The following is a 21,068-nucleotide window of genomic DNA, read 5'->3' on the forward strand; positions in this document are numbered from 1 at the left end:
TCTGAAGAGGTATGAAATATTCGCACAAATTTAGGAAAAATGGAAAATATCGCATCCTTTCCTGCCGGAAAAATGCGAAAAGGGGCCGGGAAACGATCCCGGTCCCTCTCTGCGAGCGGTCGGTTATGCCACGCGCAGTTTTACGCCGCGGCCCTTGTCCGACTCCACGATCACGGTGTCGCCCTCGTGGAGCTTGCCGTCGATGATCAGCGTCGAGAGCGGTTCCTCGACGTTGTCCATCAGCGTCCGCTTGAGCGAACGCACGCCGTAGCGCGACTCGTAGCCCATGGCCGCCAGCCGGCGTTTGGCCCCTTCGGTGATCTTCACCTTGTAGCCCAGCCTGCCCGTGCGGGCCATCAGCCCCTGCAATTCCAGGTCGACGATCCGTTCCACGTCGGCGATCTCCAGCGTGCGGAACAGCACGATGTCGTCGATGCGGTTGAGGAACTCCGGGGCGAAGGTGTGCTCCAGAGCCTTGCAGTACTCGCTCTGGGGCGTCCGGTCGGCCACGGCGCTCTTCGAGGTGGTGCTGTAACCCACCTGCACCGATTTCCGGACCACGGCCCGCGAACCCACGTTCGAGGTCATAATGATGATCGTGTTCCGGAAGTCGACCTTGCGTCCCGAGCCGTCGGTGAGGTGTCCTTCGTCGAAGATCTGCAACATGGCGTTGAAGACCTCGGGATGGGCCTTCTCGATCTCGTCGAAGAGCACCACGGCGTAGGGCTGACGACGCACGGCCTCCGTTAACTGGCCTCCTTCGCCGTAACCGACGTATCCCGGGGGCGAGCCGATCAGGCGCGCCACGTTGTGTTTTTCGCCGTATTCGCTCATGTCGATCCGGATCAGCCCGCGGCGCTCGTCGAACAGCCATTTCGACACCTCCTTGGCCAGCAGCGTCTTGCCGACGCCCGTGGGCCCGACGAAGAGGAAGACGCCGATGGGGCGGTTTTCGTCCTTCAGTCCGGCGCGCGAACGGCGGATGGTGCGCGAAATCTTCTCCACGGCCTCCTGCTGTCCCACGACGCGCTTGGCGAGGTGTTCGCGCAGGGTTTGCAGACGGATCATCTCGCCGTCCGAGACGCGCTCCGCAGGGATGCCCGTCATGGCGGTAATCACCTCCTGGATATGCCTTGCGGTGATCTCCACGGGATTGCTTTCGAGCGAGCGCTTCCATTCGGCGCGGCTCTCGCCCAGCTTCGAGCGCAGCGCGATTTCCCGCATGCGCGCCGAGGCGGCCTTCTCGTAGACCAGCGCTTCGACCGCTTCGCGGCGTTCGCGCCTGGCGTCGCTGAGCGCCGTCTTCATGGCCCGCAGCTCCTCCGGTTCGCGTGCCGATTGCAGGTGCGCCCGCGAGCCGGCCTCGTCCAGCGCGTCGATGGCCTTGTCGGGGAAATAGCGGTCGGTGACGTAACGCCCGGTGAGCGTCACGCAGGCCTGCAACGCCTCCTCGGTGTAGTGCACCTTGTGGTGGCGCTCGTAGTGGGGCGCGATGTTGCGCAGGATCTGGAGCGTCTGCTCGGGTGTCGTCGGCTCGATCACCACCTTCTGGAAGCGGCGTTCGAGGGCCGAGTCGGTCTCGATGTTCTCGCGGTACTCGTCGAGCGTCGTGGCGCCGATGGTTTGCAGTTCGCCGCGCGCGAGGGCCGGTTTGAGGATGTTGGCCGTGTCGAGGCTGCCCTGCGTGGAGCCGGCGCCCACGATGGTGTGTATCTCGTCGATGAAGATGATCGTGTCCTTGGCTTTGCGCAGTTCGTCCAGAAGCTGCTGCATGCGCTCCTCGAACTCGCCGCGGAACTTCGTGCCCGCCACGAGCGACGAGACGTCGAGCGAGAAGAGCGTTTTGTCGGCGATGGTGTAGGGCACTTCGCCGCGCGCGATGCGCAGCGCCAGCCCTTCGACGATGGCGCTCTTGCCCACGCCGGCCTCGCCGATCAGGATCGGGTTGTTTTTCTTGCGGCGCGAGAGGATCTGCACCACGCGTTCGATCTCCTGCTCGCGGCCTATGATCGGGTCGATCTTCCCCTCGCGGGCCAGCCGCGTAAGGTTCACGCCGAACTTGTCCAGCAGGTGGGCCGGGCCTTTCTCCTCGTTCCTGTTCTCCTCGCCGAAGTCGAGCATGTGAACCTGCACTTCGGTGCGGAAGTCGTCGCCCACGGCGAATTTTTGCAGGTCTCCCGACACGCTGTCGGCCGTCACGCCGTACATCTCCAGTACGCGCGCGGTCGCCGTCGAACGGTCGCTGATGATGGCCAGCAGCGCGTGGGCCGTCGACACGCTCCGGGCGACGCCCGGCATTACGAGCAGTTCCTCGGTGAAGTCGCGGTAATACTCCTCGGGCGACCGGGTCTCCTGCTGTTTGGCGCTGATTACCTCGCGTTCGATGCGCAGGCGCACCTGATAAAGCTCCCAGTCCTTGAGCCGGGAGGATAAAAGCTGGTAGGCGAGCGACCCCTCTTCGCGGAGCAGTTCCAGCGTGAGGAAGTCCTTGAGCGAATGCGTCATTCCCGCCTTCGTCGTGTTGAATGCCGAACGGGCGATGATGCCCTCCAACGTTTTCGAAATTTTTGGTTGCATGTTGCGTCGTCGTTATGAATTCGCCATACTAACGAGAGCGCGTATGTGATTATTATGCGGCCGTTTTTGTTTAGTGTCTGAACTTTGGTGGCTGACGCAGAGGCCTTTCCGTCGGACGGGCATTTTCGGAGCAGCCCCAAGGCATCGGGTTTACCGGCTGACTTCCAATATCTTGCGGGCTTTATCGGAGTGTTTCCGGACGGAAATGTATAGAATCGGCTTTTTTATGACGCGACTTGCCGGAATGTTTCGGATATTTCGCTGACGATCACCGAAATCCGCCCGGAATGCATTTCCGGCCTTTTGGGGTATAAAATTTTATTTCGGGTGATTTTGTGACGGAAAAGGCTCTCCCGGACAGTCGGTTTTAGCTCTCCGCCCGCCGGGTTTTCAGTTGCGGGGCCACTCGCCGACCTCCATGTCGCGCATCTCCGCGCCGTCGATCGTAAGGCGTACGGCCGTGCGGACCTTGTGGAAGCCGAACTCCCCGGCGGCTCCGGGGTTGACATGGAGCAGGTCGTAGACGGGATCGTAGATGACTTTGAGGATGTGGGAATGCCCGGCGATGAAGAGTTTCGGGTGCACGGACTGGATTTTCTGCACGGCGCGCGGGTCGTAATGGCGGGGATAACCTCCGATGTGGGTCATCAGCACCTGCACCCGCTCGCACTCGAAGGCCTGGAACGCGGGATAGACGCGGCGGGTCATGCCGCCGTCGATGTTGCCGCTCACGGCGCGGAGCGGCTTGAATGCGGCGATCCGGTCGGCCAGCTCGATCGAGCCGATGTCGCCCGCATGCCAGATTTCGTCCACGTCTTTCAGAAATTCGCGGAGCGTGTCGTCGAAGGTTCCGTGGGTGTCGGATATAATGCCGATGCGTTTCATTGGTACTTGTCTTTCCACAGCTGCGCCATCCGTTCGGCGATTTTGGCCTCGGCGGCGTTCTGCGTGTCGGGTTCGTAGAACTTCGTGCCCGAAAGGCTCTCGGGCAGGAACTCCTGCTCGGCGAAGTGTCCGGCGTAGTCGTGGGCGTATTTATAGCCCTTGCCGTAGCCCGCCTTGTCCATCAGGCGGGTCGGGGCGTTGCGCAGGTGCAGCGGCACGGGACGGTTCGTGGTGTCGCGCTCGACCAGCGACATCGCCTTGTTGATGGCCATGTAGGCCGAATTGCTCTTGGGGCTGGTGGCCAGGTAGATCGTCGTCTCGGCCAGCGTGATGCGCGCCTCGGGCATGCCGATCTTGTGCACCGTGTCGAAGCAGGCGTTGGCCAGCAGCAGGGCGTTGGGATTGGCCAGCCCGATGTCCTCCGAGGCCAGGATCACCAGACGCCGGGCCAGGAACCGCGGCTCCTCGCCCCCGGCCAGCATCCGCGCCAGGTAGTAGATCGCGGCGTTGGGGTCGCTGCCCCGGACCGATTTGATGAAGGCCGAAATGACATCGTAGTGCTGTTCGCCGTTCTTGTCGTAGAGGGCGATGTTCTGCTGGAGGCAGTCGGTGACGTACCGGTCGGTGATCGTCACCTTGCCGTCGGTGGCCCCGACGACGATTTCGAGGATGTTGAGCAGCTTGCGCGCGTCGCCGCCCGAGAAGCGGAACAGCGCGCCGGTTTCCGTGACCTCGATGTCGCGCTCTTTCAGCTCGGTGTCGGTCGTCAGGGCACGGTCGAGCAGCACTTGCAGGTCCTTGTCTTCGAGCGACTTGAGGATGTAGACCTGACAGCGGCTCAAGAGCGGCGAGATCACCTCGAACGAGGGGTTTTCGGTCGTCGCGCCGATGAGCGTGAAGACGCCCTGCTCGACGGCCCCTAACAGCGAATCCTGCTGCGACTTGTTGAAACGGTGGATTTCGTCGATGAACAGCAGCGGGGCCTTCTGGTCGAAGAACCGCTGCTTGCGCGCCGACTCGATCACCTCGCGCACGTCCTTCACGCCCGACGTGACGGCCGAGAGGGTGAAGAACGGGCGTTCCAACTGCGTGGCGACGATCTTCGCCAGCGTGGTCTTGCCCACGCCCGGAGGTCCCCAGAGGATGAACGACGGGACGTTGCCCGTCTCGAAGAACTTGCGGAACACCCCGTTTTTGCCCACGAGGTGCTCCTGCCCGATGTATTCGTCTATCGTGCGGGGGCGCAGTCGTTCGGCTAAAGGAATGTTCGGCATGGCATGTTCGATTTATTAGGAACAAAGATAGGAAATTTTCAAAAAATAATCCTATATTTGTCGAACATACTGACAAACACGGAAAGTGTAAGTCTGTTCCCGAATCGTGAACGTAGGAAATTCATTGCAGCGCGGAATAGGCAAACATCTTGCTGCGTCGTATCCGTATTCTGCGGGTATAGGCGTGGGGGTTGTTGCTTATTTTGGCTGCAAAGGTATCCTACGACCTGCGATTCTGAAATGGGCTTCGGCACCACGCTTTCTTTTTTGTTTATGCCGCCGGGGTGCAGGTGGATGAAAAGCCTCGATTATGAAAAAGTTATTGCTGACGATTTGCACCTCGTTGTTTTGTGTGCTGTCCTATGCGCAAACTGAACATTTGACGTTCAAAGGTCTGCCGATAGATGGCAACAAACAGGAGTTTGTGAAAGAATTAAAGCGTTGCGGATATATTGTAGAGCTTGGCTCTGATGATTGTTTGTCAGGAGAATTTGTGGGACGGGCTTGTTTGGTTATTATTCACTCTACTCCGCGTACTGACATTGTATGTGGTGTTACTGTGATTTTTGAGCAGGTTTATGATGCATGGAGCCAGATTAAATCAGCATATGAAAACTTGGTGTGGTTTTATTCAAAAAAATATGGTGATCCTATTTTAGACAAGAAAGAGTTTACAGGAACTTGGAAAGACGGTGATGGTCATGAGCTATTTGCCTTAAAACATGATCAATGTATTTATAAAACGGATTTTTCATACATTAAGGATGATGTTCTTATTGGATATGTTATGATAGAAATGACGAATACTTGTCGTATCGTTATAAACTATTATGATACTGCAAATGTTGCGTTAATGAGAAAAGAACAGGTACAGGACATCTAAAAACAGAGAGCGATTCATATTTTGAAATCGCTCTCTGTTTTCTTTAATTACTCCTCCGGCTTCCGCAGCTCCAGATACAGTTCGTCGAGCTGCGACTGGTCGATGTAGCCCGGGGCGTCGAGCATCATGTCGCGGCCGGCGTTGTTCTTCGGGAAGGCGATGTAGTCGCGGATCGACTCCGAGCCGCCGAACAAAGAGCACAGACGGTCGAAACCGAACGCAAGGCCGCCGTGAGGGGGCGCGCCGTACTTGAAGGCGTTCATCAGGAAGCCGAAGCGCTTCTGCGCCTCCTCGGGCGTGAAGCCCAGCAGTTCGAACATCTTCTCCTGCAACTTCGAGTCGTGGATACGGATCGAACCGCCGCCGATCTCCGTGCCGTTGCAGACGAAGTCGTAGGCGTTGGCGCGCACGCGGCCCGGGTCGCTGTCGAGGTATTGCACATCCTCGAGCTTGGGCGAGGTGAAGGGGTGGTGCACGGCGTAGTAACGCTGCGTCTCGTCGTCCCACTCGAACAGCGGGAAGTCCACCACCCACAGCGGGGCGAACTTCTGCGGGTCGCGCAGCCCCAGCTGCTGGGCCACTTCGAGGCGCAGGGCGCACAGCTGCGTCAGCGTCTTGAACTTCTTGCCGCAGAGGATGAAGACCATGTCCCCGGCCACAGCGCCGCAGCGCTCGGCCATGGCGCGCACCTCCTCGGGGGAGTAGAACTTGTCGATCGACGACTTCACGCCGTCCTCCGCGACGCGAATCCAGACGAGGCCCTTGGCGCCGATCTGCTGCCGCTTGACGAACTCCGTCAGCGAGTCGATCTGCTTGCGGGTGTACGCGGCACAGCCCGTGGCGGCGAATCCGGTGATGTATTCGGCCTCGTCGAATACGCTGAAGCCGTGCCCCTTGGCGAGGTCGGTGATCTCCGCGAACTCCATGCCGAAGCGCAGGTCGGGTTTGTCCGAACCGTATTTCTCCATCGCCTCGATCCACGGCATGCGGCGCAGCGGCTCGGTCAGGAAGATTTCGAGCACGTCCTCCTGCTCGACGAACGACATTTCGCAGTCGATCTGCGTGAACTCGGGCTGGCGGTCGGCGCGCAGGTCCTCGTCGCGGAAGCAGCGCACGATCTGGAAATACTTGTCGTAGCCGGCGACCATCAGCAGCTGCTTGAGCGTCTGCGGCGATTGGGGCAGGGCGTAGAACTGGTTGGGCGACATGCGGCTCGGCACGACGAAGTCGCGCGCTCCTTCGGGCGTCGAACCCACCAGGCAGGGGGTTTCGATCTCGAGGAATCCCTCGTCGGAGAGGAAGCGGCGGATCTCCTGGGCCATCTTGTGGCGCAGAATCATGTTGCGTTGCAGGGGCGGACGCCGCAGGTCGAGGTAGCGGTACTTCATGCGCAGGTCGTCGCCGCCGTCCGAGACCTCTTCGATGGTGAAGGGGGGCACTTCGGCTTCGTGCAGGATGGCCACCTTCTCGGCCGTGACCTCGATGTCGCCCGTCGGCATTTTGGGGTTTTTCGACTGCCGCTCGACGACTTTGCCGACGACCTGGATGACCCATTCGCGGCCCACGCGGCAGACCGTTTCGCGCGCCTCGGCGGGGGAGTGTTCCTCGACGACGATCTGGGTGATGCCGTAACGGTCCCTCAAGTCGATGAAGGTCATGGCGCCGAGGTTCCTCACTTTCTGCACCCATCCGGCCAGGGTGACGGTTTGGTTGACGTTGCAGGCCCGGAGGCAGCCGCAGGTATGGGTTCTGTACATGGCGATATGTTATGTTTAGTCGTTACGATCCGCAAAGTTAACTAAAATTCATAATTCATAATTCATAATTCATAATTAAATGACAGGATGCCTTGTTAAAACCTTTGTGTGTGAAGAACGCCGCCGCCGGAATTGCAGCGAGGCGGATGAAACGGCGGATATGCAGGGAAAAGAGCGAAAAGAGATGCGGAATCCCCGAAACGAACCTCCCGGGACCGGGCGTCGTTTCGGGGATTTGTTGGGCGGCCCGGATTTCGGACAGCCGTTTCTGACCGATAATTACTCCACCGCTTTGAGTTCGAGTACGCGGCTCGCATATTCCTTGCCCACCGTGAATTCGAGTCCGTTCTCCATCAGGAACGCGCCGCTGAAGGTCTTGCCGTCCTGCGGGACCGGCTTCCCGTCGACGTTCAGTTCGGTGATCCGGTAGCGTTTGCCGGGGTCGAGACCCGCCATGCGGAAGGCCGGCGACGGCATGTTGAGGAAGTGCTCCAGCTTGTAGACGAACCAGACGGCGCGGTCCTTTTCGGGTGCGACGTACATCAGCGATGCATAGCCTGTCTTGTCGTAGGGCGAGATCAGCCGGTAGAGGTCGCCCTGCTGCACGATGGGACGGATCTCCTTGTAGTCGGCGATCGCCCTGCGTGCGAACTCCTTCTCTTTGCCGGTCATCTTTGAGGGTTGCAGCTCCAGCCCCAGGCGTCCCGACATGGCCACGTCGAAGCGCAGTTTGAGCGGAACGTTGCGGCCCGTCTGGTGGTTGGGCGAGGCGCTCACGTGCGAGGCCATCGCCACGGCGGGATAGAAGTTCGACACGCCCCACTGCATGTAGATGCGTTGCAGAGCGTCGGTGTTGTCCGAGGTCCAGAATTCATCGTAGTAGGGCAGGACGCCATAGTTGACCCGTCCGCCGCCGCTGGCGCACGACTGCATCACCAGACGGGGATATTTCTCCCGGATGCGCCGCAGCACCTTGTCCATGCCGCGGTGGTACTCGATGTAGAGGTGCGATTGCCGGTCGGCCGGCAGGAAGGTCGAGCCGTAGTTGTAGAGCGTCATGTTGTCGTCCCACTTGATGTAGGCGATGTCGGGATGCGCGGTCATCAGACGGTCGACCACGCCGAAGACGAACTCCTGCACCGCGGGGTTCGACAGATCGAGCACCTGCTGCGTGCCGCCGCGGCCCTTGCGGTTTTCGCGGTAGGGCTGCTGGATCACCCAGTCGGGATGCTTCTCATAGAGTTCGCTCCGGGTGTTGGTCATCTCGGGTTCGATCCAGATGCCGAACTTCACGCCGTGTTTGCGGGCCGACTCGGTCAGTCCCTCGATGCCCTGCGGCAGTTTCTCGCGGCAGACCGTCCAGTCTCCGAGGCTCGTCTCGCCGTTGTTGCGCGGGTATTTGTCGCCGAACCAGCCGTCGTCCATCACGAACAGTTCGCCGCCCAGGTCCGCCAGGTCGGCCATCATCCGGTCCATGCCCTCCTGGTTGACCTTGAAATAGACGCCCTCCCACGAGTTGAGCAGCACGTCGCGAAGCTCGGTTCCGTGGTTGAGCCGGTGGAGGCGCGCCCATCGGTGGATGTTGCGGCTCACGCCGCTCTTGCCCTCGTCGCTGAACGTGAAGGCGAATACCGGGGTCGTGAAGACCTCGCGGGGTTGCAGCGTGTATTGCGACTGCTCCTCGTTGATGCCCGCGAAGAGGTGCGTGGTGTGGGTGTTGTCGTTGTCCAGGGCGATGCGGTAGTTGCCGGCCCAGGCCAGCGTGCCGCCGATGACGCGGCCCGTCAACTCCCGGGGGCGTCCGTCGAGCGAGATCATCAGCGAGGGGTTGTCGCGCTGCGTGTTGCGCACGCCGTCCTTGTTCTTGAGCACCTTCATGCCGTCGGTCAGCGGCTCTTCGTGGAGGTAGCACTCCGCGCCCCATGTGCCGTGGAAATGCGTCAGCCACGTGTCGCCCCGGCGGACGGGCATGTAGGCCGATGCGAACCGGTAGAGCGTCACGGGTTTCTTCTCCGTGTGGCTGATCTCGGTCCACGTCTCGATCACCTCGCAGTCGTCGTAGGTCTTGTAGAAGAGCGTCACGAAAAACGGGTAGTGCTTGTCCTTCATGGCGATGGCGGTGGTTTCGGAGCCGTCCCTGCGGTCGCGCGACACCGACTCGACCGCCAGTTCGAGCGACATCGAACCGTCGCCGTGCGTCGCCTGAATGGCTACCTCGCGGTAACACTGGGCGCCGAACTGCGGGTAGGCCGCATCGCCGAACGCCGCTCCGCTGGCGAGGATGTCGTCGGGCGAGGCGACGCGCGCTCCGAAATACTGGAACAGAGGGGTTTTGCCTTTTTCTGCCGTCAGCAGCAGCGAGGAATTCCGGGTCGAGAGCAGGATGTTTTCCGCCCGGAGCATGCCGCCGGACAGCAACGCAGCGCCGGCCCATGCCAATACCAAAAGTTTCTTCATTGCAGGGTTGTCGTATAAGGTTGATTTCGGATATAAAACTAATAAAAAAACGCGGATTCCGCAAAGAACGCAGGCCGGACAATCGTCCGGCCTGCGAATCCAGAAATCCGAAACGGAGCCTCCGCGGTTATTTCGGGGCTGTGACGAACGGTGTCTCCAGCAGTTTTTTCAGCGTGGCGGGGTTGTCGGTGGTGATGTAGTCGACACCCAGCGCGATGCAGGCCATCATGTCGGCCGTCGAATTGACCGTCCAGGCGTTGACCTCGATTCCGCCGGCGTGGGCTTCCGTCACCCACTCGGGTTTTTTCGAAAGCACGGTCGAATACTGGTAGTCGATGCCCGAGAGCTTGTCCGCCGCGACTTCGGCCGGAGCCTTGTCGCCGCCCAGGTACTGTACGCCGGCCGCGGGCATGGCCGCCCGGAGCTGCTTGCAGACCTCGTAGTCGAAGGCGATGTAATCGACCCGCGTCTCCATCGACTTCGCCTTGACGGCGGCCACGACGGCGTTGACGGCCCGCGTGTTGCTTGCGGCCGAACTGTGGGTCTTGATTTCGCAGATCAGTTTCATCGAAGCGTCCTTGGCGCCCTGCTCCAGATAGGCGTCAAGCGTCGGTAGTTTTTCGCCGTTGGCCAGCGTGAGGTCCCTGATCTGTGCATAGGCGCTCTCTTCGATCCGCAGGTCGCTGCCTGCCACCGTCGTGTTGTGGTTGATCACCGGCACGTCGTCGGCGGTGATCCAGACGTCGAACTCGGCGCCGTGGATGCCCAGTTTCTGGGCGTTGGTCAGGGCAGCGATCGAATTCTCGGTCGAATTCTCCACGCCGTCCTGATGCTGGCCGCGGTGCGCGATGATCCGGGGCATCGAGACGGAGGGATTGTCGCAGACGGTGAATTCGACCGTGCCGAGCGGGTATTGGCTGCCGTTGCGGACGAGCGCCATGAAATACCGGCCCGTTCCGGCGGGAATCCCCGCGGGGAGGGTCACTGCCAGCGACTGAAGGGTATTGTCGCCGGAGGCTTCGGTGAATGCGGCGTCGGCCGTGAACGCTGCGGTCACGTTGGCCGACGAGGTGAACTTCACCTTGTCGCCGGCTGCGAAACCGTTGCCGTAGACCGTATAGGTGTAGCCTGCGCCGATCTCGCACCTGGTCAGGTAGGTGAGGTTCGAGAGTGCGAATTCCACGGGCGTCTGGCCGGCGAACGCCGCATCCTGGTAGAGCAGGGCGATCTGGTCCCCGGTCAGCGCGTCGTCGAAGACGCGGGCCAGAACCACTTCGCCGTTCCATGCGTTGCCCATCGAGCCTACGGCCGAGTCGCCGCCCAGCGCGAACCACCGTGCGCCGTCCTTGGCGTGGATCAGTTCGCCCGGAGCGTCGGCCGTGCCCTTGAGTTGGCCGTCCACGTAGATATAGGCTTTCTCGGCGGTTTTGTCCCAGACGCCCACGACGTGGTAGTAGCGGCCCGGTTCGGGCGTCACGTCGCTCTGCGCCCAGCGCCACGTGCTTTTGCCCGTGGTGCTCACATTGGGCAGGAATGTGATGCAGGCCGGATGGCCTCCCTGGCCCTCCTTGCAGATCAGGAAACCCGTGCCGCCGGCTTCATGCGCCGAGAAGGGCTTGTACTCCTTCGTGCCGTCGTTGCGGTTCGAACGCAGGACGACCTCCAGCGTGTGGCCGTCGTCCAGACCCTGCTTGAACGTCTCGTTCGTGTAGTAGTCCACCCGGTAATAGGAATCCTTGCGGGAACCCTGCCCCGGGGTGTGCGTGTAGTTGGTCACGATGCGCTTGTAGACGTCGTGGTAATAGCAGGTCAGCGCCGTGCCGGGGTAGGAGAGCACCTCGTTCTTGAGCGGCGATACGTCCTCGGCCGTGCCGTCGGCGTGGAAGACAACGTCGAGCAGGTCGGCTTTCGGCGCTTCGGGCGGCACAGGTCCGGGTTCCTGCGTGATGGTGAACTCCTCGACCAGCGTGGGGTCCGAGACCGAGATGAACCGGACTACGCCGGAGCGCTCCCTGCTCACGGTGTTTTCCGGAATCAGAATCGCCAGCGTCATGCCGTCGACGGTGGGGTGGGTGAACCAGTCGGTCTTGCTCTGGTCTATCGCATAGGTCCATTTGCCGTCGGTCGTTACGGTGAACACGACCGTGCTCCCTTCGTAGGGGATGGTCCCGTTTTCGGGGGCGAGGTTGGACGCTACCGAGAACGCGACGTTTTTCCATTCGGCCGTCTCGTCGTCTTTGCACGACGGGCAGAGCGCCAGGGCGAAAGCCGTGAACAGAAAAAACGATAAAAAACCTTTTTTCATATTAGGAAGGTTATGTGGTTAATTTTTCAGTTGATTGATCCGGCCGGGTCATTGGTCGTTTTCAGGCTTCTCCGTCGCGGGGCGGACCGGGAAGATCAGCACCGTGGCGGCCGCCGCGTTCACCTCCGTGTCGGGACTGCCGACCGAAACGGGCAGCACGCAGCGACTGTCCGCCGTGATCGCCGAGACGTCGATCCGAATGCCGATCTTCGCGGTGTGGGCGTTGTTGTCGAGCCGCACGGCGGCGGTCGGGAGGTCGTAGCAGGCTTCGGGCATCAGCACGTAAGCCGTACCGTTGGCCTTGTTGTAGGCGGCCAGCGCTTCGGCGTCGACCGAGAGTGCGGCCGTCGAACCGCCTTCGTTGTAGCCGCTCCGGTAGATCCACACCTCGTAGTCGATCGCTGCGGCATCGGCCGTCAGGGCGACCTGTTGCAGGCCGTTTTTCGGGATCAGCACCTTCGAGCCGATGTCGTATCCGATCTCTTCGTTGTCGGAGCACCCGGCCAGGCAAGCTGCCGCCGACAGCGCGAGCGCTAAAAATAGCTTTTTCATGGTCGTTTCTTTTCGCTAATGGTTAATAACCCGGATTCTGAACCAGCTGGCCGTTGATGTTGAGCTGCGAGTTGGGGATCGCCAGCCAGTAGTGTTTCGGCGTGGTGAAGATGCGCGTGTCGTTCTCCTTCATGTCGACCAGCTTGTAGAACTTCTCGGGCGTGTCGCCCTCGATGTTCCAGGCCTTCGGGATGGGGCGCAGGCACTCTTCGGCGATCTTCCAGCGGCGGATGTCGTGGAAACGGCGTCCTTCCAGCATGAATTCAATCGAACGTTCGCGGCGGATGATGTCGCGCAGCTTCTGGCCCGAGGGGATGCCGCCGGCCCTGCTCCACGACTCCTGGAACGTCGGAAGGCCGCAGCGCGAGCGGATCTTGTTCAGGCACTCGTAGCCGTAGTCGCTCAACGTGCCGTCGTACTCGAAGTCGGCTTCGGCGTAGCTTAAGTATAGCTCGGCGATGCGCATGTAGGGGAAGACGTAGCTCATGTAGGTGCTGACGGAGTAGTTTCCGCTTGAGTTGAGCGTCATCTTCGACTGTTCGTTGACCCATTTCTGGCAGAAATAACCGTTGTAGGACTGGTATTCGTTGTCGTAGCTGCCGGTGAAGCCCTGCGGCTCGCCCTTGTGCGCCTTGATGGTCATTTTGCCGCCGTTGAAGCGGTACGTGCCCCGGTCATAACCCACCGACGCATAGAAGCGCGGCTCCTTGTGGAGGTGCATCTCGACCGTCCCGGCCGCCTTGTTGTAGGCCAGCGGGTCGATGTCCTTCGTCTCGGGGTCGTCCTCCCACGGAAGTCCGTTCCGGGTGTAATACATCTGGACGGCCTCGAACGTCGGGCACAAATAGCCGCGGTAGGCGCCCGACACCTTCGTGTAGTTGTTGGCCAGGTGGCAGCCGAACTGCTTCTGCGTGTAGGTGATCGAGCCTGACTTGTTCAGGCTCATCAGGTACTCGTTCTGGTTCAAGAACTGTGTCGCGTTGCCGTCGCCGGTGAAGATGTAGGTGTAGTTGGCGCGCCCCAGTTCGAACGGGTCGGTCGTGCTGGTGCTTTTCGACACGGAGAGGCCCAGTTGGCGGTCGTCCATCGTGTAGGCTCCCGTTTCCTTCGAAGCCTCCACGCAGTCGATAGCCTCCTTGGCGGCGTCCATCGCGCGTTTCCACTTCTCGGCGTCGTAGGTCTGGTTGATCAGGTGCGTGCCGTCCTTGTTGACGAAATCGGCGTAGAATTCCGAATTGCCGTTCACCAGCGGCGATGCGGCGTAGAGCAGCAGGCGGGCGCGGTAGGCCAGCGCCGTGGCCTTGATGGCGCGGCCGTACGCGATGGGACCCCAGTAGTCGGGCAGCATGTCGGCGGCCTTGCGGAACTCCTCCTCGATGAAATTGACGCACTCGTCGTAGGTGCTGCGCGGCACGTTCACGCTGCTGGCCGGCGCATTCAGGTCGATCTCCTCCCGGGCCAGTACGATCGGACCGTAGTACTCCAGCAGGATCTGGTGCAGGTGGGCGATCAGGAAGTGCGCCTCGCCCGACCAGTAGCGCAGGTTGGCCTCCGAGATGTCGGGAACAGAACCTATGTTGTTCAGGAAGTTGTAGGCATAACGGATGCCTTCGTAGATGTTGTACGAGTAGTTGCCCGTCGGAAGTCCCGAGGTCGTTCCCCACATGTTGAAGTAGGTGCTCGTCGAGGACTCCTGCGAGGTGGCGTATACGAGGCTCTTCCACGAGAAATAACGCACCGATCCGTAGTAACTCGAAATCAGGTCGTCGCCGCCGCTCAGGTCGGGCATGGCCTGCGCATGGAACAGGTCGGGGCACTTGCCGTAGACCATGAAGAGCATCTTTTCGGCCTGGGCCTGGGTCTTGTAGATGTCGTCCTGCGTGGGACTGCCCTCGGGAACGACATCCAGGAAATCGCAGGATGCGGCCGCGAGAAGGAGGGCTAACGCCATTGCTATTTTTTTCATAACGGTATCTTCTTTTGGATTAGAATTGGTATTGAACGCCGATTTTCGCCATCCGCTGCAACGGGTAGGACAGGCCGTGGCCGCCGCCCTTTTCGGGGTCCCAGTAGTCGAACGGGGAGATGACGAAGAGGTTGTTGCCCGACAGGTAGACGCGGAGTTTCTTGATGGTGTAGCCCAGCTCCACGGTTTTCAGGCGCAGGTATTTGGCGTCGTGGATGTAGAAGGTCGAACTCTGGGTGTTGTTGGAGCTTAACTGCGAGGTCAGGCGCGGATAGGCCGCGTCGGCGCGGTTGTTGTCCTCCGACCAGTGGTTGTCGGCGATGTACTGCGTGATGCCGTAGCCGAAGTGCGAGGCGTCGCAGAACGGGTGCATGTTGTACATCCGCAGCGATACGTTGGATGCGCCCTGGAACATGAACGAGAAGTCGAGCCTGCGCCACTTCACCGTCGCGCCGATGCCGTACTGGATTTCGGGAACGGTCGGGCTGCCGGCCGTCGTCACGTCGTTGCCGTCGACGATGCCGTCGCCGTTCAGGTCGCGGTACTTGATGTCGCCGACCGTGTAGTTGCCGAACCGCTGTTTGGGCGAGTTGTCGATCTCCTCCTGCGAGGTGAACAGCCCGTCGGCGACCAGCACGCCGGTGATGGCGTTGACCGGATGTCCCACGACCGACATGTAGTCGTACATCAGGTCGCCTTCATCCTTCTCGACCACTTCGTTGCGCGAGAAGGTGAACGTGCCGCGCAGGCTCAGCGACCAGTCCTTGTTGAACTGCTTGTTGTAGACGGCCGAAAGGTCGACGCCGTGCGATTTCACACGTCCGATATTGCCGTAGGGCGTAACGCCCAGCAGGCCCGTCGACGAAGGCAGCGAGGTGCGCCGCATGAAGATGCCCGTACGGTCTTCGGTGAAGTAGGCGGCTTCGATGTTCAGCGCGTTGAACAGTCCCAGTTCGAGACCGACGTCGAGTTTCTTGGCCTCCTCCCACGTCGCGTTGGGGTTGCCGTAGGTGGTGATCTTCGGGCCTTTGCCCTGGGAGTTCCAGTTGTAGTAGAATCCCGATTCTTCGCCCATGGCCACGATGGAGCGGTAGGGGAAGCGCTCGCCCAAGGCGTCGTTGCCCGCCAGACCGTACGATACGCGGATCTTCAGGTTGCTGACCGTCTTGCGGATGCCGTCCCAGAACGACTCGTTGGAGATCACCCAGCCGGCCGCCGCCGAGGGGAAGAAACCCCAGCGTTTGCCGGGAGCGAAGTTCTCCGAGCCGTTGTAGCCGAAACTGGCCTCGAACAGGTAGCGGTTGTCGAATCCGTAGGTCACGCGGCCCGCCATGCCCTGCTCGCGGTAGGGCAGCAGGTTCTCCTCGCTCGTGCCGGCGATGTTGTTCTTCTTCTCGTTCATGCGGTAGACGAACATGGCTCCCACGTCGTGTTTGCCGAATTTGCGGGCGTAGTTCAGCGAGGCTTGCAGCGCGTAGCGGCGGTGGCCGCCGTTGCCGTCGGTGCTGGTCAGGTAGGTCGTGCCCGTGTCGCCGATCGAGTTGGTGATGAGATTGGCCGTGCCGTCGGGGTTGAGCGAACTGCCGTCCTCGACCTTGAAATAATAGGGGGTTGCCGTGCGGTAGGTCGCCGAATAGGTGTAGTTGTAGAATGACGCCGTGAGGTTGGCGCTCAAGCCCTTGGTGAAGAAATCCAGGTTCTGGTCCAGCGTGAAGGCCGTCGTCATGTAGGAGTAGTAGCGCTTGCCGTAGCCGCGGGACAGCTTGGCCAGCGGGTTGAGGTCGGTGGCGCCGGTGTCCCACGAGGCGTTGTTGCCGTAGCGCACGAACGTGTCGCCCTCTTCGGCCGGGAGCGTGGCCGGGAAACGTACCGGATTGGCGCGCATCGAGTAGTAGAACAGGTTGCCGATGTCCTCGATCGGGCGGGTGTTGTACTCCAGCTGGGCGTTGACCTTGATGCCGACGACCGTCGTCTTGGTGATGTTGGCGCTGACGTTGCTCTGGAAGATGTATTTCTGGTGGTTCATCTTCACGTCGTAGGGGTTCTGCTCGATGTCGGCGATGATGCCGTTTTCGTTCGAAACCGCTGCGTTGAGGAAGTAGCTGACCTTACGGCCGCCGCCGCGGATGTTGAGGTTGAGGTTCTGGTTGACCGAGAAATCCTTGAACATCAGGTCGTACCAGTCGTTGTTCGGATAGAGGTACTTGTTGAGTCCCGCCTTTGTGCCGTTGATCTTGTCGGCCGAGTAGAACGGCTGGTAGGCGTGGAGCGTTCCGGTCTCCTTGGCGGTGTTGAAGACGGCCTCGTTGTAGAGCTGCATGTAGGTCACGCCGTCGGCCACCTGCTGTACCATCGTGGGCATCGAGAAGGTGTTTTCCAGACGGACCGAGACGTTCATCTTCTCCGAGTTGCGGCCGTTTTTCGTGTTGATGAGGATGACGCCGTTGGCGCCGCGCGAACCGTAGACCGAGGTCGCCTGGGCGTCCTTGAGCACCGAGAACGACTCGATCGACTCGGGAGGCATGTTGTTGAGCATGTTGCTCAACACCTCCACGCCGTCGAGGATGATCAGCGGCGAGTTGCTCGACCCGAAGGTCGAAATGCCGCGGATGTAGAACGAGGCGCTGTCGTAGCCGGGTTCGCCCGAGGTCTGGCGCGAGATCATGCCGGCGATGTTGCCGGCGAACGCCGTGGTCAGCGAACTGGAGGTGATATTCAGGTCGGAGGGTTTTACGGAGGTGATCGAGGCGACCATCGACTCCTTTTTCTGCGTGCCGTAGCCGATGACCACGACTTCGTCGAGCGCGTTGCTCTGCTCGGCGAGCGATACGAGTTTGAACAGCTCGGTGTCCTCGACGTGGAGTTTCTTCGTGTCGAAACCGACGTACGAGAAGGTCACATATTTCGATTTGGCGGGAATGGTGAAGGTGTACGAGCCGTCGCCGTTGGTGATCGTGCCGGCCGTCGTTCCTTCGACGTAGATCATCACGCCGGCCAGCGGGGAGTTGTCGGTGCCGGAGATCACCGTGCCGCTGACCGTTTGGGCGACGTCGCGCGAACCGCTGGCGGCCTGGTAGATGCGGACCTGCGTGCCGCCGACCGAATACTGAAGGCCGACGTCGGGCAGGATCTGGTCGAGAATCCGGTTTGCGCTTACGTTTTTCTCCCTGACCGTTACGACCTTGGTCAGGATCGGTTTTACTTCATCCGCATAGATGAACCGCAGATCGCTCTGCGCCTCGATGGATTCGAGGACCTCCCGGATGCTTGCATCGGCTGCATCTATCGTTACATAGATGCTCCGGATCTGTGCGAGGAGATTTCCCCCCCCCACGCGAGGCATAGGGTTCCGGACAGCAGCAGCGCGGCGACGAATCGCAGGACTGCCGGAAAATGCCCGTTCCCGGGTGCTTTTTGGCGAGTTTCTTCCATAATGGTTTTAATTGGTTCTGGTTAGTAATTGGTGTGGTTTCGAAATACAGAGTGCATGGTTTGGACCGTTTTTTGGGCCGGATGTGTGTGTTTTGTAGGAGCAAATTGAATTTAAGGGTTTTGTGGACTATTCCATTTGCAAATATAGAAATTATGCAATAAAATGCAAGCATTTCTTTGATTTTGATTTTTTCTTTTTGGAAGAAGGAGTGTTTTGAATCGAAATTGATGCGCCTGCGTCGCTTCCGGGTGGAGTTTGCCGGGCGCGGGGTGCGTTCTTCGGAAAAAATGGTTACTTTTGCCGAAAACAATCCGGCATGGAACAGCACGAAACCGACGAAAAATTCATGCGCCTGGCACTAAACGAGGCGCAAAAGGCGTTAAAACAACAGGAGGTGCCCATCGGTGCGGTCGTCGTGGCCGGCGGTGCGGTGATCGGGCGGGGGCACAACCTCGTCGAAACCCTGGCCGACCCCACGGCCCACGCCGAGATGCAGGCCCTCACGGCCGCTGCCGCGACGCTCGGGGGCAAGTATTTGCAGGAGTGCACGCTCTACGTCACGGTCGAGCCGTGCATCATGTGCGCCGGGGCGATCGGATGGGCGCAGGTGAGCCGCGTGGTGTGGGGCGCCGACGATCCCAAGAAGGGCTTCCGGCGTTACTCCGAGGCGGTGTTCCACCCCAGGACGACCGTGGCGCGGGGGGTGCTCCGGGAGGAGTGCGAGGAGTTGATGAACGGTTTTTTCGCGGGTTTGCGCGGATAGATTTGGTAAAAAAGGAATTTTTTTTATACTTTTGCATCCAACGCGTTTCGGACAGGGGCGCATGAACTGAAAAACTTATAAAATCGAATAGAAAAGCAATGAAAAAGTTATTTGTATCGGTTGTCGCGCTGTTGGCGGCGGTGTCGCTCTCGGCGCAGGATGTTACTGCAATCTACAACGAAGCCGCAGCAGCTTTCGGCGCCAAGGATTTCGCAGGCGCGGCCGCGAAGTTCGAACAGGTGATCGAGCAGGGGCTGGACAGCGAGGAGGCCGCGTCGCTGGTGGCCACGGCCAAGACGACGCTTCCCAAATGCTACTTTATGATGGGCGGCGGAGCGATCCGGACCAAGAACTACGACGAGGCGCTGAAGAATTTCACCAAATCGGCGGAGCTGGCCGAACTCTACGGCGACATGAGCCAGATGGCCAAGGCCAACGGCTGGGTGGCCAAGATCTATCAGATTCAGGGCGGCGACGCTTTCAACAACAAGGACTATGCGACCGCCGCAGGCGTGTTCGAGAAGGGCTACAAGGCCGACCCGGACAATACCGCGATGGCGCTGAACCTCGCCATGAGCTACTGCGAGATGGGCGAGTACGAGAAGGGTATGGACATCTACGAGGCGGTGGCCGCCAAGACGCACCCCAAGTATGCCGATGACGCCGCCAAGGCCAAGGAGATGATCGCCCTCTACACCAATAACAAGGTGGCCACGCTTCAGGCTGCCAACGATTTCGACGGTATCATCGCGATGGCCGACGCGCTGCTGGCGAAGAACGCCGAAAACGCTCTGGCGCAGAAGGTCCGCTTGCAGGCTTATGCCAGCAAGAAGGATTACAACAAGGTGATCGAGCTGGGCGAGGCTGCCGCCAAGGTGCAGACCGATCCCGAGGATGTGAGCCTGATGTACCTGACGCTGGGCGCCGCCTACAACGCCAAGGAGATGAAGCCGCAGGCCATCGAGGCCTTCCGGAAGGTGACGGCGGGACCGGCTGTCGAGAGTGCGAAAGCCGCGTTGGCCGAACTAACCAAATAGCCTGCGGGCCGCAGGAGGAAGAGGGCGGCCTGCCGGGTTTTCCGAAGGGCCGCAGACAGTGAGCCTCCGGCCCCATGAAATAAACCGCAGAGCGGGTTCCGGATTTCCGGAACCCGCTTTTTCGTGCCGGAGCGGGGGGCTGGTTCAGCGTTCCGACGGCTCTTCGGGTGCGGCGTTTCGAAGGGCGTTTTCTCGGATGCGGGTCAGTCCGCTGCGTGTCAGCGGCGTGCGGCCGCAGAGGGCTTCGAACGCCGCTTCATCCATGCCGAGCCACGTCGCGGCGTCCATCGCCAGCGGGTCGAACACGGCATCGAACGCCGCGTTGCGGTGCTGCGGGGCGCGGCGGTTCCAGGGGCAGAGGCTCTGGCACGCGTCGCAGCCGAAGATCCAGCCGTGAAGGTCCGTTTGACCGGGCTGTTCCCGCTCGATGGTGCGGCACGAGATGCAGCGGCCCGTGTCGATGGTCCTGTCCGGGGCGACGGCTCCCGTGGGGCAGTTGTCGATGCAGCTGCGGCAGGTTCCGCAGCGCGACCCTTCGAACGGTGCGTCGTAGCGGTCGGTCTCTTCGGTGAGAATCAGCTCGCCCAGCACGACGTAGCTCCCGTATTGCGGCGTGACGAGCAGCGACTGCCGGCCGATCCACCCCAGCCCGGCCTCTACGGCCAGCTGCTTTTCGGCCAGCGGCGCGGTGTCGACGAAGGCGCGGCCTCCCAGACCGGGGTGCGCCGCGCGCAGGGCGTCGAGCATCCCGCCGAGCATCGTCCGGAGGGTGGCGTGGTAATCCGCCGCGCAGGCGTAGGAGGCCACCTTCGTCCGGTGCCCGGGCGGATAGCCCTCGCCGACGCGGTTTTTGTACGACACGGCGCAGACCACGGCCGTGCGTGCGCCTTCGACCAGCCGGCGCGCGTCGAAGCGTTTGTCGACGTTGCGTTCCAGATAGCCCAGCGACGATTGGCGGCCGCGGGCCAGCCATGCGCGGAACAGCGCTTCGTTTTCGGCCAGATGGCGGCACGGGGCGATGCCGCAGAGGTCGAACCCTGCGCCGACGGCGAGCCGTTTGATGTACAGATGGTCGATCATCGTGATAATTTATGTCAAAAATAGTGTTTTTTAGCCGGAAATTAGTAATTTCGCCCCAAACTTTTGCGTTATCCGAACGTAGCTAAAAAAGAACACATG

Annotated in this window: 14 protein-coding genes; 4 read left to right on the forward strand and 10 right to left on the reverse strand. The window is 60.6% G+C overall.

Going from position 1 to position 21,068, the window contains the following annotated elements; translation table 11 throughout:
- Nucleotides 1–123 precede the first annotated feature (123 nt).
- The 3 genes from BHV64_RS01115 to BHV64_RS01125 all read right to left on the reverse strand — a co-directional run bounded on the left by BHV64_RS01115 (nt 124) and on the right by BHV64_RS01125 (nt 4,736).
- Nucleotides 124–2,577 carry an ATP-dependent Clp protease ATP-binding subunit gene (locus BHV64_RS01115; protein WP_195285270.1) on the reverse strand — a complete coding sequence of 818 codons (2,454 nt, stop codon included), beginning with the start codon at nt 2,575–2,577 and terminating at the stop codon, nt 124–126.
- A 390-nt stretch (nt 2,578–2,967) separates the two neighbouring features.
- Nucleotides 2,968–3,462, reverse strand: a complete 495-nt coding sequence (locus BHV64_RS01120; protein ID WP_022061787.1) for a metallophosphoesterase family protein — start codon at nt 3,460–3,462, stop codon at nt 2,968–2,970.
- Nucleotides 3,459–4,736 carry a replication-associated recombination protein A gene (locus tag BHV64_RS01125; RefSeq protein ID WP_138265255.1) on the reverse strand — a complete coding sequence of 426 codons (1,278 nt, stop codon included), beginning with the start codon at nt 4,734–4,736 and terminating at the stop codon, nt 3,459–3,461. Before BHV64_RS01125 ends, BHV64_RS01120 begins: the two co-directional genes overlap by 4 nt.
- 310 nt (nt 4,737–5,046) lie before the next feature.
- On the opposite strand from BHV64_RS01125, the gene BHV64_RS01130 reads away from it, so the two are divergent.
- On the forward strand, nt 5,047–5,619 hold the full coding sequence (locus tag BHV64_RS01130) for a hypothetical protein (protein WP_149887371.1): 573 nt from the start codon (nt 5,047–5,049) through the stop codon (nt 5,617–5,619).
- Nucleotides 5,620–5,666: 47 nt separating this feature from the next.
- Here the strand turns inward: BHV64_RS01130 and aspS are convergent, their stop codons facing one another.
- From aspS to BHV64_RS01160, 6 genes are all read right to left on the reverse strand, one after another.
- Nucleotides 5,667–7,376, reverse strand: coding sequence for an aspartate--tRNA ligase (gene aspS, locus BHV64_RS01135; protein ID WP_288115489.1), 1,710 nt, complete (start codon nt 7,374–7,376; stop codon nt 5,667–5,669).
- 279 nt (nt 7,377–7,655) lie between these two features.
- Nucleotides 7,656–9,833, reverse strand: a complete 2,178-nt coding sequence (locus BHV64_RS01140; protein WP_195285273.1) for an alpha-galactosidase — start codon at nt 9,831–9,833, stop codon at nt 7,656–7,658.
- 127 nt (nt 9,834–9,960) lie between these two features.
- Nucleotides 9,961–12,138, reverse strand: a complete 2,178-nt coding sequence (locus tag BHV64_RS01145; protein ID WP_149887368.1) for a glycerophosphodiester phosphodiesterase family protein — start codon at nt 12,136–12,138, stop codon at nt 9,961–9,963.
- Between the two features lie 48 nt (nt 12,139–12,186).
- Nucleotides 12,187–12,690: a DUF1735 domain-containing protein gene (locus tag BHV64_RS01150; protein WP_288115491.1), complete on the reverse strand. Its 504-nt coding sequence runs from the start codon at nt 12,688–12,690 to the stop codon at nt 12,187–12,189.
- A 22-nt stretch (nt 12,691–12,712) separates the two neighbouring features.
- Entirely contained in the window at nt 12,713–14,656 is a 1,944-nt protein-coding gene (locus BHV64_RS01155; protein WP_288115492.1) for a RagB/SusD family nutrient uptake outer membrane protein, read from the reverse strand.
- 19 nt (nt 14,657–14,675) lie between these two features.
- Entirely contained in the window at nt 14,676–17,999 is a 3,324-nt protein-coding gene (locus tag BHV64_RS01160; RefSeq protein WP_441294226.1) for a TonB-dependent receptor, read from the reverse strand.
- Between the two features lie 266 nt (nt 18,000–18,265).
- On the opposite strand from BHV64_RS01160, the gene BHV64_RS01165 reads away from it, so the two are divergent.
- The 3 genes from BHV64_RS01165 (at nt 18,266) to BHV64_RS01175 (ending at nt 19,889) form a co-directional block, all read left to right on the forward strand.
- Nucleotides 18,266–18,451: a hypothetical protein gene (locus tag BHV64_RS01165; protein ID WP_181989587.1), complete on the forward strand. Its 186-nt coding sequence runs from the start codon at nt 18,266–18,268 to the stop codon at nt 18,449–18,451.
- On the forward strand, nt 18,406–18,852 hold the full coding sequence (locus BHV64_RS01170) for a nucleoside deaminase (RefSeq protein WP_118406082.1): 447 nt from the start codon (nt 18,406–18,408) through the stop codon (nt 18,850–18,852). Before BHV64_RS01165 ends, BHV64_RS01170 begins: the two co-directional genes overlap by 46 nt.
- Nucleotides 18,853–18,950: 98 nt before the next feature.
- A complete protein-coding gene (locus BHV64_RS01175) occupies nt 18,951–19,889 on the forward strand; it encodes a tetratricopeptide repeat protein (protein WP_022062114.1) in 939 nt (312 codons plus the stop codon).
- A 144-nt stretch (nt 19,890–20,033) separates the two neighbouring features.
- On the opposite strand, the gene queG is transcribed toward BHV64_RS01175, so the two are convergent.
- Nucleotides 20,034–20,969, reverse strand: a complete 936-nt coding sequence (queG, locus tag BHV64_RS01180) for a tRNA epoxyqueuosine(34) reductase QueG (RefSeq protein ID WP_288115495.1) — start codon at nt 20,967–20,969, stop codon at nt 20,034–20,036.
- Nucleotides 20,970–21,068 lie beyond the last annotated feature (99 nt).

It is taken from the genome of Alistipes sp. 56_sp_Nov_56_25, from assembly GCF_001915285.1.
Lineage (GTDB): Bacteria > Bacteroidota > Bacteroidia > Bacteroidales > Rikenellaceae > Alistipes > Alistipes shahii.